At 57.1% G+C, this 14,503-nt stretch carries 12 protein-coding genes and 2 pseudogenes; 10 read left to right on the forward strand and 4 right to left on the reverse strand.

Going from position 1 to position 14,503, the window contains the following annotated elements:
* The first annotated feature begins 485 nt into the window (after nucleotides 1-485).
* From M1E04_RS06845 to M1E04_RS06870, 6 genes and pseudogenes are all read left to right on the forward strand, one after another.
* Complete coding sequence (locus tag M1E04_RS06845) at nucleotides 486-809, forward strand: CHAP domain-containing protein (protein WP_456293154.1); 324 nt, start codon at nucleotides 486-488, stop codon at nucleotides 807-809.
* Entirely contained in the window at nucleotides 802-2,184 is a 1,383-nt protein-coding gene (locus M1E04_RS06850) for a S1 family peptidase (protein ID WP_192133892.1), read from the forward strand. The genes M1E04_RS06845 and M1E04_RS06850 overlap by 8 nt, the downstream gene beginning before the upstream one ends.
* Nucleotides 2,185-2,735: 551 nt before the next feature.
* Nucleotides 2,736-3,248: a hypothetical protein gene (locus tag M1E04_RS06855; RefSeq protein WP_456292627.1), complete on the forward strand. Its 513-nt coding sequence runs from the start codon at nucleotides 2,736-2,738 to the stop codon at nucleotides 3,246-3,248.
* 7 nt (nucleotides 3,249-3,255) lie between these two features.
* Nucleotides 3,256-3,696, forward strand: coding sequence for a DUF421 domain-containing protein (locus tag M1E04_RS06860; RefSeq protein WP_065992844.1), 441 nt, complete (start codon nucleotides 3,256-3,258; stop codon nucleotides 3,694-3,696).
* A gap of 568 nt (nucleotides 3,697-4,264) precedes the next feature.
* Nucleotides 4,265-4,936 (forward strand): annotated as a pseudogene (locus M1E04_RS06865) (PAS domain-containing protein); the annotation flags it as partial.
* Nucleotides 4,937-5,065: 129 nt separating this feature from the next.
* A pseudogene (locus M1E04_RS06870) lies at nucleotides 5,066-5,245 on the forward strand (methyl-accepting chemotaxis protein); the annotation flags it as partial.
* 137 nt (nucleotides 5,246-5,382) lie between these two features.
* On the opposite strand, the gene M1E04_RS06875 reads toward M1E04_RS06870, so the two are convergent.
* A complete protein-coding gene (locus tag M1E04_RS06875) occupies nucleotides 5,383-5,805 on the reverse strand; it encodes a response regulator (RefSeq protein WP_083233264.1) in 423 nt (140 codons plus the stop codon).
* A 201-nt stretch (nucleotides 5,806-6,006) separates the two neighbouring features.
* On the opposite strand from M1E04_RS06875, the gene M1E04_RS06880 reads away from it, so the two are divergent.
* The 4 genes from M1E04_RS06880 (at nucleotide 6,007) to M1E04_RS06895 (ending at nucleotide 11,486) form a co-directional block, all read left to right on the forward strand.
* The gene (locus tag M1E04_RS06880) at nucleotides 6,007-7,818 is read left to right on the forward strand and encodes an ABC transporter ATP-binding protein (protein ID WP_456292628.1); all 1,812 of its coding nucleotides are present in this window, start codon (nucleotides 6,007-6,009) and stop codon (nucleotides 7,816-7,818) included.
* A 206-nt stretch (nucleotides 7,819-8,024) separates the two neighbouring features.
* Entirely contained in the window at nucleotides 8,025-9,152 is a 1,128-nt protein-coding gene (locus M1E04_RS06885; RefSeq protein WP_456292629.1) for an acyltransferase family protein, read from the forward strand.
* Between the two features lie 234 nt (nucleotides 9,153-9,386).
* Nucleotides 9,387-10,862, forward strand: a complete 1,476-nt coding sequence (katB, locus tag M1E04_RS06890) for a catalase KatB (RefSeq protein WP_065993239.1) — start codon at nucleotides 9,387-9,389, stop codon at nucleotides 10,860-10,862.
* Nucleotides 10,863-10,931: 69 nt separating this feature from the next.
* Complete coding sequence (locus tag M1E04_RS06895) at nucleotides 10,932-11,486, forward strand: ankyrin repeat domain-containing protein (RefSeq protein WP_369318681.1); 555 nt, start codon at nucleotides 10,932-10,934, stop codon at nucleotides 11,484-11,486.
* A 29-nt stretch (nucleotides 11,487-11,515) separates the two neighbouring features.
* On the opposite strand, the gene M1E04_RS06900 is transcribed toward M1E04_RS06895, so the two are convergent.
* From M1E04_RS06900 to M1E04_RS06910, 3 genes are read right to left on the reverse strand one after another with little or no spacing between them, the layout of a single operon-like run.
* Nucleotides 11,516-13,540, reverse strand: coding sequence for an ATP-binding protein (locus M1E04_RS06900; RefSeq protein ID WP_456292630.1), 2,025 nt, complete (start codon nucleotides 13,538-13,540; stop codon nucleotides 11,516-11,518).
* Nucleotides 13,541-13,600: 60 nt separating this feature from the next.
* On the reverse strand, nucleotides 13,601-14,005 hold the full coding sequence (locus M1E04_RS06905) for an META domain-containing protein (protein ID WP_296309909.1): 405 nt from the start codon (nucleotides 14,003-14,005) through the stop codon (nucleotides 13,601-13,603).
* Nucleotides 14,002-14,439, reverse strand: coding sequence for a hypothetical protein (locus tag M1E04_RS06910; RefSeq protein WP_065992852.1), 438 nt, complete (start codon nucleotides 14,437-14,439; stop codon nucleotides 14,002-14,004). Before M1E04_RS06910 ends, M1E04_RS06905 begins: the two co-directional genes overlap by 4 nt.
* Nucleotides 14,440-14,503: the final 64 nt, after the last annotated feature.

A 14,503-nucleotide genomic window follows, 5' to 3' on the forward strand; every position in this document is an offset into this window, starting at 1 on the left:
CCTTCACGGCACCAGAGGGATCTCTCATGACACTTTCTAGACGTGACGTTCTTGTCGCTAGCACGTTAGCCGCCATCCTCCCCCGATTCAGCTTCGCCACTGACCCCGACTGGGTTTCACTAGCACAAGCGGATACTCAGGAACCTATCATTCCGTCAAGCTTGGGCAAGTTTAAGGACCAGCCATCTATAAACAATGACCAACTTTCTAGTTACACCCCTTTCGGCACTGATCCAGCAACAGCCCAAGAAGTGAAACTAGCTATGTTAGTACTGAACGACATACCTAAGAACTGCACTCCGATAGAGATTGCACTGTATTTTCACAATGTTGGCCAAGGTAATTTTGGAGAGGAACGCAGACCATACGCCACCGCTTGGCCTGTTCGTTGGAACCCAGTAATCGTCGAATTTTTCAAAGCAACGCAATCGAAGCCTAGAGGCGACACAACGGCGTGGTGTGCCGCATTCATAAACTATTGCCTAATGACTTCCCAAACAGGGAAGACACCTCCAGCTGGCGCCAGTCATCGCACCCAAAGTGCGCGTGCATTGTCGTTCAAAAACTGGGGGGAACCTACTAATTCTCCCAGGCCCGGTGACATTGTTGTTTTTCAAAATGTGAAATCTCCAAATCATGGGCATGTCGGCTTCTTTCTGGCTGACCAAGGAAGCAAAGTTCTTGTCTTAGGGGGGAATCAATTCGAAGGGACTCCAGTACGGCACACTATTAGCCGCAAGTCGCTGTTAAAAGATGGGCCAATACTTAAGTTGTTATCCTACCGGACAGAAGAACAGCTCCATGCTTAGGCATTTTCTGTCGGTAGCCATAGCGCTCTCGATTTTACCTGCTTTTGGAGAGATCTCCAGTGAAGCGTGGTCATCTGTTGTTAGGATTCGCGTATCCGGCACACTGAAGGTGGCAAATGCAAAAGGCACTATTGATCATGACGAGTGGGGTACTGGATTTATGGTTTCACCTGACGGCCTAATATTATCAGTGGGGCATAATTTTCCAGACAAAGATATTTTTGATGAAGATGGCTTCCAAATTGAAGGTTACTTGCCGGAAAAATTTGGTGATGAGCTACGGGCGGTAGACCCACCATTTAATCTTAAAGTCATCTATGCAAAACAATACCCCTACGATGTAGCTCTTTTGAAAACCCTAGATGAGGGTACGTTAAAACCTTTTTTACGTCTTTGCGATGGCTACGATAAAAAAAGCAAACCTAAACCGGAATTTGAAATCCAAGGTTATCAAGGTGGTGATCGGCCCTTGACGTCTTCCTATGGGAGAGTGGCAAATGGAGCTGGGCCAACGTCTAATCTGATAATTGATGCCGCCATAAACAAGGGCAACAGCGGAGGGCCACTTTTCAACGAACTAGGAATGGTTTTCGGAATAGCAATAGGCGAGCGAGAAATAGATGGCGAACGAATGAAATCTTCAACGCTAGCAGTCCCTATGGCTAGAGCTATTGAAATATTGGGGGAAAATGCGATAAGTTTGTTAGGGGTTAGCTACGACCCTGATTGTAATAAATTACTAAACCCTGAATTCAGAACAGTACTGAAAAACCCGGTAGAAGTGCAGACACATACATTCGCTTCAGCTGGAGGTATCTTAGGGTCCCTCCCGATGGCAATACAAATCAGAATGATGCATGCTAGAGTCCGACCACCAGAAGGTTATCGTGTAGTTTCGGTAGAAGGTGTCACATTTGACTATGCCGGAATTACGGGAACTGCTTTTATTAACAATGACGGAGGCAGTGTTGATGTTATGCCTTCAGGGTTTAGTGAATCTATAGATCGCGATGTTACAGCCTCAGTCCCAGTTATTCTTGAGAAAGTTACGCCTAACAAACAAGCGCCATCGATTCAGCTTCGCATATTCCCCTACTCAAAAACGCTGGATAAACACGGCATTCATGTGACAAGTACGAATTTTCACGACACTATAAAGGCTCCGGATGGTTTCGTTTTTCAGTCCGTCGTGAAAATTGACTATCAAAGTTTAAATAACTCGCCATCCAATGGAGCATCAGCATCGGTTAACTCGGACGGAACGGCGCTCGATATTAATTACAGCCTGCAAAGTGGACCTTTTTACGATCAATGGAGAGGATGGATAGACGCTTACATTACCGCGAAAATTGCCCCTAAAAATATAGATAGATAAGATAAACCTTCAAAAATATACGACCACTTTGTATTTTAATTCGAAGATAGGAATCGCGAAGGCTCGCAAAGGTCTCGTCCCACCCCGGTAAGGTCCTCTCGAGGTGAGATCCACAGTCGGGTGTCGGAACACCCCTTGTTGGCGTTGGCGCGGTCTAGTTTGCTACTCCATGCTGGCATGGACATGGGCATGGGCCGGGTAGTGCATCAGTAAAGTTGGGCCGATAGGTTAACCAGTACGATGGCTACAATGAACTGGGGATGCATTCTTCGGTTTTTTGGTGTGAACGCGACTGAACGTTAGGCATGAACGCATCGGAATTAAATTCCTGCAGAACATAATTAGGGCGCTCGACGTCTGCTTTGGGTCGATAGCTGCCTATGTGAGGGGCTGCTGTCGACCCAAAGCAGCCCCTAGCCTGTTCGAACCGCCGACTCCAAAGACGAGCTCACCGCCTCAAACACCCCAAGCAATCAGCAGCGCACGCTTACCCCACCAGAACTTCCCAAAGACCGAAGCGGTCACATCGCTAGTCCCGACGAGTGATGCGTATGAGCCTCTTAGAGCAGGAAATGCAGGACCGTGTACACCCCGTAGCCGAGGACCTTACGCTGCAGCGTAAAGTCTGGCGGTTCCAGAGGGTGGGCTGGTATGTGCTGACGGCGGTTGTCATCCTGACATTGCTCGGTTTGTTTTCCAGAGGCCCGCTCAGTTCGCTCGAAACGGTGAGTGAGCAGGGTGACCTGACGGTGCAGTACGAGCGTTTCCACCGCGCCGGCGGGACCAATCCGATGATCGTTCAGGCCGCGGGGCAGCCGGGCAAAGAAATTACGCTGTCGATCAGCAAGCCCATGCTGGATGGCTTCAGCATCGAGTCTATCCAGCCGCAGCCGGTCCGCTCCGTGGGCAGCCCCCAAGGTTTGAGTCTTACGTTCCCTACCGACAAGAGTGGTCAAGTCACGCTCTTCATTTCATGGCGCAGCGACGGCATCGGGCTGTTTAAAAGCCAGATCAGCGTCGTGGGCGGCGGCCACATTCCCCTCACTCAGTTCATCTACCCATAGGTGCTCAATGGATGCCGTACTACGCGCGGGTGCGATTTACCTTGCACTGATGGTGCTCTTCAAGATTTCTGGCCGACGATCATTGGGCGAGCTGACGTCGTTTGATTTTGTGCTGCTGATGGTCATTGGCGAAGCCACCCAGCAAGCGCTGCTGGGCGATGACTTCTCCGTGACCAATGCGATTCTGGTGATTGTGACGTTGATGGTGATCGACATCGGGCTTTCCCTCGTCAAGCGGCGCTCCAAACGCTTGGCCAAGCTGATCGATGGGGGGCCGACGATCATCGTTGAAAACGGCGCGTTCCTGCGCCATCGCATGCACGAGGCCCGTGTCCAGGAGGACGACATCCTGGAGGCCGCCAGAATAGAGCAGGGCTTCGAGCGGGTGGAGCAGATCAAGTACGCGATCCTCGAGCGAAACGGCAAGATCTCGATCATTCCTGCGTGATCATCTGCCCCGACACGGCCTGATGGGAGTAGCTTCCAGCGCCGCAAGCGGCTTGGTCAGCAGGGGCACCCCAAGGCTGGATATCAGATCTGGCCGTTGCTCCCTCCGCGCAGCTCGTTTGAAACACACCTCGCAAGCGTGGCCCCTATTACTGAACAATTTCAGCGAGTTGACGGCCATTTATTCAGCCAGGCCGATAAAGTTTTGGTCGCTGAAGACGATATGAATGGCAAGGTGCCATGGAGGAGGCCCGTCACGCATTTCGAGTGTGTACAACATGTCCAATTTTTTCCTTCTTCGCCGTGATCGTCGCGCGCTGAAGCAATTGCTGGCCTCGATCATGAGCGGCAACGATCCTGAGGTCGCCCAGTGCAAAGAAGGTCCAGCGGTCCTGGATGCCTGGCGCCTGATCCAGTCCTCTCATGATCAATATCAATCCCGCATCGGCCTGCTCGAGAAGGAGCTTGAGGATGCCCGCGAGTTGCTTCGCGAATCAGCAGCCTCCGCGTCAGCGCACGAGATCCGATTCGATCTCGTCAATCGCGCATCCAGTGAAGGTCTTTGGGACATGGAGGTCGTGGCCGGCGACCCCGTCAATCCCGGCAATCGCTTTTGGTGGTCGCAGCAATTCCGCAGCCTTCTGGGCTTCAAAGACGAAAGGGATTTTCCGAATGTGCTCGCCAGTTGGGCGGATCGGCTCCATCCGCAGGACAAGCAGGCAACGCTCGACGCCTTCGCTCGTCATCTCAACGACAAGTCCGGAATGACCCCGTACAAAGTCAATAACCGGCTCGCCATGAAAGACGGTTCGTATCGTTGGTTCCACGCACAGGGTGAGACACTCCGCGACGAGCGAGGCACGCCCATCCGTGTCGCCGGCTCGCTCCGGGATATCCATGACCAACTGGAGCGGGACCAGGAGCATGACGTCATCATCACCAGATTCGAGCTGGCGCGGGAGATGCTCTCGGATGGGCTGTGGGATATGGAGGTCATTGCCGGAGACCCTGTAAATCCCAAAAACCCGTTCTGGTGGTCACCCCAGTTCCGTCGGTTGCTGGGCTTCGAAACGGTCGAGGAGTTTCCAGATGTCTTGGACAGCTGGGCATCCAGGTTGCACCCGGATGACAAGGACAGAAGCCTCAGCGCTTTCGGGGCTCATCTGAATGACCGATCAGGCAAGACACCCTTTGATATCGAGTACCGGCTGAGGATGAAAAGCGGCGAATATCGGTGGTTCCGTGCGCGAGGCCAGACCAGGCGTGACCCCGCCGGCCTGCCTGTGCGCGTAGTCGGTGCCCTTGTGGACGTCAACTTGCAGCACGAGCAGGAAGTTCTGAGGGAAACAGAGGTCAAGCATCAGCAGACGCTTGAGCACAATATCGAGCAACTGTCCCAAATCGTGGGGACGATCCAGAGCATCGCCAGCCAGACCAACCTTTTAGCCCTGAATGCGGCTATTGAGGCTGCACGTGCGGGGGAGGCGGGTCGGGGCTTCGCAGTGGTTGCCGACGAGGTTCGCAAGTTGGCAACGCGCACCACTGAAGCCACTGAGCAGGCAGCCGGCATGATTGCCCGCTAGCCCTCGCTTCATTCAACCCCCTGGTTCCTTGAACCAGGTTGAGGTCTGAAAAGCAGTGGTTCGGAAAAAGACTCTCCAACGCAAACGCCCTGGGATCGGCAGGATCACTGTCGGTTTATGGCCAGGGCTAATGCGCGCCGACAAATCGTACCTATGTCGAGGGAGTGCCAAGGTTTGGGGATGAACAGTGGGGCATATCCAGACTCCAGGATTTGTTGCCCTCGTCCCCCCGAGGACAAGATCACGGGGATGCGGGGCCAATGAGCTTGCACCCGATTGGCCAGGCCGATACCGCTCAGCCCCCCCGGCATATGAATATCAGACAGGATGAGATCCGCCCCTCCTGAGGTCTCGCACAACCATTCCCAGGCGTCGTCGCCTGTCTCTGCTGTTACGACCTCGAAGCCTTCCGTCTCTAAAATTTCGTGGATCAAACTGCGGATGAGCCAGTCGTCTTCCACCACTAAAACGGTTGATAACACTGTCATGAGCCCATGCTGGTTTGTCGTGCAGTTGGACTGGGCCACTGTCTGCGGGTTCCCGCTTCCGATACAGCGGTAGTCTAGGTGTGTTTGCCCGGTTGTACCGCTCTAATTCAATGGTGTGTTGTTGTATCCAAGGCCTGAATCGCCCCTGATCATCTGGACAGCTATGAACAAGATCGACAGAACGTGCCGAACTAGCCGGTACAATCACCCGTCACTGACAACCCGGAGCCTGGGCCTTTAATGTCGTTGTTCAATCGTTTGACTGCATTTTCAACCCAGAGCGGCAGGGCGGTCGGCCTGGTCTGGGCGACTTCCCGCCCCTTGTTCAGCGGCTTGATCGTGGCGACGCTGATCGCCGGCATCTTACCCGCGCTTGCCGCCTGGATCGGCCAGCGGATCGTCGATGCGGTGGTTCAGGCGATGCAGATCCATGGCAGTGGCAGCCAGGCGCCGGTATGGCCTGTCCTGCGTTACGTGCTGGCCGAGGCGGGCGTATTGGCGTTGCTGGCCGCGGCGCAACGGGCGCTTTCAATGCAACAAGCGCTCCTGCGGGTGCAGTTGGGGCAGAAGGTCAACCTGATGATCCTGGAAAAGGCCCAGACCCTTTCGCTGCTGCAGTTCGAAGACTCAGCCTTTTACGACAAGCTGGTGCGCGTGCGCCGGGATGCGTCGGCCCGGCCACTGGGCTTCGTCACAAAAGGCCTGGGGCTTACGCAAAACCTTATCTCGCTGGTCAGCTTCGCGGTGCTGCTGGTGCATTTTTCCCCTTGGGCGCTCTTGATCCTGGTGTTCGGTGCGCTGCCGGTGTTCTTCGCCGAGACGCATTTTTCCGGTAATGCCTTCCGCCTGTTTCAACGTCGCGCCCCGGAAACCCGCCATCAAAATTACCTGGAAGCACTGCTGTCCCATGAGTCGCACACCAAGGAGGTCAAGCTGTTCGGCATGGCGCCGTTGTTGCTGCAACGCTACCGCGACAACTTCACGCGGCTGTACGCCGAAGACCGTCGGCTCACCGTGCGACGCGACGTCTGGGGCTTTGTCCTCGGGCTATTGGGCACTGCCGCGTTCTACGTGGCCTACGCCTGGGTGGTACTGGACACCGTGCGCGGCCAGACCACACTGGGCCAGATGACGATGTACCTGGTGCTGTTCAAGCAAGGCCAGGTCGCCATCACTGCCAGCCTCAGCGCGATTGCCGGTTTGTACGAGGATGGCCTGTACCTGTCCGACCTCTACGAATACCTCGGGGTGCCGGTGGCACCTGTACGCGGCACGCTCAAGGCCGGTGCACGCCCGGGCGACGGCCTGCGCTGCGAGGGCCTGGGGTTCCGCTACCCGGGTGCAGCGCACGCCACGCTCAGCGACATCAGCCTGCACCTGACGCCCGGCATGAGCCTGGCCCTGGTGGGCGAAAACGGCTCGGGCAAAACCACCTTGATCAAGCTGCTCACCCGGCTCTATACCCCTGACGAGGGCCGGATCCTGCTGGACGGCAGCGATTTGCAGGACTGGGACGAACAGGCTTTGCACCAGCGCATCGGGGTGATCTTTCAGGACTACATCCGCTACCAGATGACAGTCGGCGAAAACCTTGGGGTGGGTGACGTCGACGCTTTCGATGACCAGGACCGTTGGCGCGAAGCGGCCACTCAAGGGATCGCCGCCGAATTCATCGAGCGCTTGAGCAACGGCTATCACACGCAGCTGGGGCGCTGGTTCGTGGGTGGGCAGGAACTGTCCGGCGGGCAATGGCAAAAGCTGGCGCTGTCGCGGGCCTACATGCGCCGCGGGGCCGATCTGCTGATTCTGGACGAACCGACGGCCGCCCTCGACGCAGCGGCCGAGGCTGCCGTATTCGAGCACTTCCGCGAGTACGCCAAGGGGCGCATGACGCTGCTGATCTCTCACCGATTCTCCAGCGTGCGCAACGCCGACCACATCATCGTGCTGGATCAGGGTCGGATTCTGGAGCAAGGCACCCACGTGCAACTGATGGCGTGCGGCGGGCGCTATGCCGGCCTCTTCGACATTCAGGCGCGGGGGTATCGGTGACGGCCCAGGCTGGCCTCTGACGAGACAAGACTGACTTGGGTGGGGGCCTGCAACAAACCCTTACCCCTCGCCAAGAAAAGTCTTCGACCCCCGCTCCTTGCACAAAACCGTCCCTGCACTATGGTTCTGCCTTAGGTAGTACGCGACCGAACCCCGACGGGTTGCTTTAGGCGCTTTCGAGCGATGGCAACTTATCGGGGGTTTACATGCAGGATGTCAAACGATTTCACGCGCTGGACAGCCTGCGCGGTATCTGCGCAATAGCGGTCGTCCTTTACCACACCCATCTTGTCGGCAGCATCACGGAGTGGGCCTTCTTCGCCAATGCCGACTTGTTCGTCGAGTTCTTCTTTGTTCTCAGCGGTCTCGTCATGGCGCACGCCTACGGCAGCAAGCGTCAACTGGACTTCAGTCACTTCCTGATTTCGCGCACCTTCCGCCTGTTGCCCCTGCACGTGTTCATGCTGGCGGTCTTCATTGGCCTGGAATTCCTCAAGTACGCCGCCTACAAGCGTGGCTTTTCCTTCAATCAAACGCCTTTTACCGGCATCTACGCGCCGTCGCAGATCCTGCCCAATCTTCTGCTGGTGCAAAGCTGGACGCACCTGACGGAAAACCTGTCATTCAACACCGCGTCCTGGAGCATCAGCATCGAGTACTGGACCTACATGTTGTTCGCCGCGACTGTGTTGATGGCTTCCACGCTGCGATACCTGCTGTGGGCCGTCATCGCTCTTTGCGGATTTGCGCTGCTTTACCGCCAGATCGATGTCCTGACCGTCTACGCGCAAAAAGGCGTGGGCTGTTTCTTTGCCGGGGCATTGGCCTACGCCTTTTTCACCTGCTCAAGACGCTGGATTGCCCCTGGCTTTGGGGTGCTCAGCGTGCTGGAAGCCCTGGCAGCGCTCGCCATCTGGTGGGTGCTGACCTCTGAGTTGTCGCAAAAGGTATTGGCAGCCAGCGCAGTGTTCTGCCTGACCATCGTGGTGTTTGCCTTCGATGGCGGGGCGCTGTCCCGCGTGCTCAAGTATGAATTCTTCGCACGTCTGGGACGGTTGTCCTACTCCATCTACCTGACCCATCTGGCCATACTGTTCTTTGTTATTTTGGCCTTTATGGTGGTGCAGAAAAAAACCGGCTTTGACGCTGCGCCGATGCTGGGTGAAATTCGCTACCTGGACACCGGGCATGCTTGGCTGAATAACCTGATGGTGTTGCTGATTCTGGCGGTGGTCGTGACGATTTCCAGCGCGACTTATCACTATGTCGAGCTTAGAGGGCAGGGGGCGGGCAAGCAGTTATTGCGGCGCAGAATGGCGATGCCCGTGGGCTAAGGCAGTCAGTCCTCTTCCAGCCAGAACCGCAACCCATTCAGTGCCGAGCGGACCGACCAGGACCGTCTGCACGTCAACATTTTTTAATTTATCAAGGACATAGTCAGAACCAATTCAGGAATGGCGGGCTCGGACCGTAGGCTTCTACTCTCAGAACAACCAAAAACAGAGAGAGAGACCGAGATGTACTTACCCCGATCCCCTATCGCCGCCAGCCTGATTGGCGCGAGCCTGATGGTCAGTTCTGCAGCGTACGCAGACACCCTGACCCGCGACAACGGCGCCGCCGTTGGCGACAACCAGAACTCCCAAACCGCCGGCCCCAACGGCCCGGTCCTTCTGCAAGATGTGCAATTGCTGCAAAAGCTCCAGCGCTTTGATCGTGAACGCATTCCGGAGCGTGTCGTGCATGCTCGCGGTACGGGCGTGCATGGCGAATTCGTTGCCTCCGACGACGCCTCCGACCTGAGCAAAGCCAAGGTCTTCAGCAAGGGCGAGCACACCCCGGTGTTCGTACGGTTTTCAGCCGTTGTCCACGGCAACCACTCCCCTGAAACCCTGCGTGACCCCCGCGGCTTCGCCACCAAGTTCTACACCGCCGACGGCAATTGGGACCTGGTCGGTAACAACTTCCCGACGTTTTTCATCCGTGACGCGATCAAGTTCCCGGACATGGTCCACGCTTTCAAGCCTGACCCGCGCACCAACCTGGATGACGACTCCCGACGTTTCGACTTCTTCTCCCACGTCCCGGAAGCCACCCGCACGCTGACGTTGCTGTACTCCAACGAAGGCACACCGGCCAGCTATCGCACCATGGATGGCAACGGCGTGCACGCCTACAAACTGGTAAACGCCAAGGGCGAAGTCAACTATGTGAAGTTCCACTGGAAAAGCCTGCAAGGCCTGAAAAACCTCGATCCCAAGCAGGTCGCTGAAGTGCAGTCCAAGGACTACAGCCACCTGACCAACGATCTGGTTGCCGCCATCAACAAGGGCGACTTTCCGAAGTGGGACCTGTACGTCCAGGTGGTCAAGCCTGAGGACCTGGCGAAGTTTGACTTCGACCCGCTGGACGCCACCAAAATCTGGCCCAATATTCCCGAGCGCAAAATCGGCCAGATGGTCCTGAACAAGAATGTGGATAACTACTTCCAGGAAACCGAGCAGGTCGCCATGGCGCCCGCCAACGTTGTGCCGGGTATCGAGCCTTCGGAAGACCGCCTGCTGCAAGGCCGGGTATTTTCCTACGCTGACACCCAGCTCTATCGCGTGGGCACTAACGTGCTGAGCCTCCCGATCAACGCGCCACGGGTCAAGGTCAACAACGGCAACCAGGACGGCGCGCTCAATACCGGTCATACCACTACCGGCGTGAACTACGAGCCAAGCCGACTCAATCCGCGTCCAGCGGCTGAAGAGGCGCGCTACAGCCAACTGCCACTGACCGGCAGCACACAACAGGCCAAGACTCAGAAGGAACAAAACTTCAAACAGGCGGGCGATTTGTATCGTTCTTACAGCGAGAAGGACCGCAAGGACCTGATTCAGAGTTTTGGTGAATCCCTGGCGACCACCGATACCGAAAGCAAGAACATCATGCTGTCGTACCTCTACAAGGCCGATCCGGAATACGGCACCGGCGTGACCAAGGTTGCCAATGGCGACCTGGCCAAGGTCAAGCAGCTGGCCGCTGCACTGAAGGACTGACCGACCCCCTCGGCCCGTTGGCACAGCGGGCCGAGGCTTTTGAGGACATCACCTCTTGGAGGACAACACATGCACAGAACCTTTTACGCGTTGTTGCTGTGTCTGACCGCGAGCGTGGTCCACGCCGGGCCGTCAGATACCGGCAGCACCGCCGACACCCAGACGCAACTGAAAGAGCTGTTTTTTCAAGCCGCCCGAGAGGGCCGACAAGACATGCTCAACGAATTCATCAATGCCAAATTCGACCTGAACGTACAGGACGAAAAAGGCTACACCGCCCTGATTCTCGCCGCTTACCACGGCCAACAACCTGCCGTCACCCAACTGCTCAACGCTGGCGCTGATCCCTGCGCCAAAGACCTCAGGGGCAACACAGCGTTGATGGGGGCGATCTTCAAAGGCGAACTCAGCATTGCTCGGCAACTGGTCGCCGCTAATTGCGCGCCCGATCAACGCAATAACGCGGGGCAAACGGCGGCCATGTACGCGGCGCTGTTCCATCGCAAGGATGTGCTTGACGCACTGGCCGCCAAAGGCGCGGATCTCAATGCCACAGACGCCATGGGCAATAAGGTGCAAAACCTTGAGCGCGGCGAGTTCCAGCCATTGCCGGCGACCCGATGATTGCTCCCAGGCTCTAAAGGTGAGTGGGTTCAGCCTGACGTCAGTAATTGCTGGGTCAGCGTCTTGAGGTGTTTCATTGCGAAAGGCTTGAGCAGCAATTCAGTCTGGCCGCTTTTCAAGGCGATCGCAGGGATGCTGTTTTCGGCGAAACCGGAGATGAACAAGACCTTGAGCGTGGGTCGCGCATCCAGCGCGGCTACGGCTAATTCATCGCCACTCATGCCGCCCGCCAGACCGATATCGGTGATGAGCAAGCTGACCTCAGGCAGTCGCTCTAGCTGCTGTAGCGCCTGCGCAGCGGTTGCCGCCCTGGCGACCTGATAGCCCATGTCCAACAGTGTCTCACTGATCAGATCGCGGATGGCGTCCTCATCGTCGACCACCAATATGGACCCGCTCAGCGTGTGAGCCTTGTCCTCGGCCGCCGTTGGCAAGACGACCCCTGGAGCCGGTGCCGTACCTTGATGCAAGGGCAGAAACAGGTTCACCGTCGTGCCTTTACCTACCTGCGACTCGATCTGGACGTCCCCGGATGATTGTCGGGCAAAGCCGTGGACCATCGAAAGCCCCAGGCCAGTGCCGGAACCCAGTGGCTTGGTTGTGAAGAACGGATCGAATGCACGATCGAGCACGCTGCGCGGCATACCTGTGCCGGTATCGCTGACACTGAAACGTGCATATCCACCTGCGCTCAGCGTCCCGGTGGCTTGCGCCGGCTCGATGCGCACAGCGGTGACCTCAATCTGTAGCCGGCCACCTTGCGGCATGGCGTCGCGCGCATTGATGCACAGGTTCAGTAGCGCGTTTTCCAACTGGTGCGCGTCGCAAAAGCACAGCACCGCGTCCTTGGCCGCCAGTACCTCCAGCTCTATACGAGGGGTCAGCGTTCTGCTGATCAGGTCCTCCATTTCCTGAACCAATAAGGCCGGATCGATGACCGTACTTGCCAGTGTCTGGCGCCTTGCATAGGCCAACAGACGATGGGTGAGGGAGGCGGCGCGATCGGAGGCATTGCGGGCCAGACCCACGTATCGTTGAAGTTCGGCGTGCCTGCCTTGGGCAAGGCGTTGTTCGAGCATGTCCAGGCTGCTGGTGATCACTGTCAGCAGGTTGTTGAAGTCATGGGCCAGACCGCCGGTCAGCTGACCGACCGCTTCCATTTTCTGACTTTGCTGTAATTGCGACCTGACCTCTTCGAACGCTTCCTCGCGTTCTTTTTGAAGAGAGATGTCTCGGGCCACCGCGAAATAATGCCCCTCGCGACGTGCAATTCGCCAGTTCAGGTGCAACGGCGTCCCATTGCTGCGCGGGCCCTGGCTATCGAGCTCAGCGACCGGCAGCTCGCTGAGTCTGCGCAAGGCATCGGACAACTGCGAAGGAGAGATAAAGCTGAAAAATGCCCCGTCTTTGAGTGCATGTTCGGCGTGTCCCGTCTCGGTTTGCCAGGAGGGATTCATCGCAACGACTTCGCCACGTTCGGACAGCATGCAGATCAGGTCGGGGGAGACATTCCAGATGCCATCCCGCTCAAGGGTGCGCCGCTCAACCTCAAGCTCCAGACGATCATTGAGATCGGAAAGCGCGTTCAAGCTCTTCTGGAACAATGCGCAGATGACTGACATGCCGAAGGTCACCAATGCGAAGCTCGCGCTGCTGGCCCAGGTCGAAAACCCGTCGTTGAAACCGATTTCGCCGATGAAAAAATATTGCGCAGTGAGAACCGCAAGCACGCAACCAAAAGCGGATGGCCCGACCCCGAAGCAGAAGCCGATGAACATCAATCCGGGAATGAAAAACAGGTAGGGCAGGGCGGTGAAGGGAAGCAGCGAACGAAGCGCGCAGCACAGCATCACTATCAGAAGTGCGCCCGCATAACGAGCCGGTTTGCTCCGCCGAGTGCGGGCAAAGCGTCGAACCAGCTCAAGGCGCGATGACAAAATACTGATCAAGTGGGCTCCAAGGGTCCAATCCGTACTCTCGGGCACGCCTGGCAAGTCGTGCATCAATGGGAGGGAACACGGTGTAAGGGCTATCGGCCAAAGCGCGGGCTGCATGAGCGGCCTGCGGCATCCGGCTATATGCGCAAGGATGGCGATGCCCGTGGCCTAATGCATTCAGTCCTCTTCCAGCCAAAACCGCAACGGTTTGCCCTGCGCCGGCCACAGCCGCAATTGCTCGATGGGCGACACATCCCACCTCTGCACCTTGCCCATCGCTTCAAGGAATCGGTGTTCCTGCTCCATCAGCGCCGGCGCGCACAGTTTGCGGGTACTGCCGACCGGGCCGAATGTGATGGCATCGCCCTGCAACTGGTATGACGCGAACCAGTGATTGCAGCCGGCATTGCCGTAGGCGCGGCCGTCGTTGCCGAGGGTCATGGTCAGGTGGCTGTTGTCGATCAACGGCCGTTCACCGATCCATTCCAGCACGTAACCATGGTCCTGCTTGAGGGCAGGGGATTCGGTGGCGCATCCCGCCAGCAGGGTGGCCGCCAACAGTGTCAGCAGAAGCGGTTTCATGCGGCTTTCTTCGCGCAGGCAGGGCAGAGGTGGTTTTCGCCGACGACCTTCCAGCCCAGCTCCTCGATGCGCGCGGTGGCGGCAGGCTTGAGGGCTTTTTTGCCGTCCTTGCCGTCGACCATGAATTCGATGTCGCGCTCTTTGCCGCAGTCGTTGCAGTTCACCTTCCACTGATGGATCGCCAGCTCGGTGAACGCCGGGCCGTTGGCGACGGCCACCCACTGACCGGTCGGATTGATCAGGTGGCGGACTTTTTCGACGTTCAGGCGCATGAACAGCTCTTTGCTGCCTTTGACGGTGACCAGCAGCACGTCGTCGGGCTTGATCGAGCCGCCGTTGCCGGTCACTTGATAACGACCGACGGCGAGGCTGCGGCATTCGATCAGGGTGTGTTGCGGGGTGAGCATGCTGTAACGGAAATCGTGTTCGGCCATGGGGGTCTCCAAATAGGCGCGCATGCTAACACTTTAGAGGATGAATTCTCGCGGCCAACGACCC

The organism is Pseudomonas sp. AK106 (genome assembly GCF_053903055.1).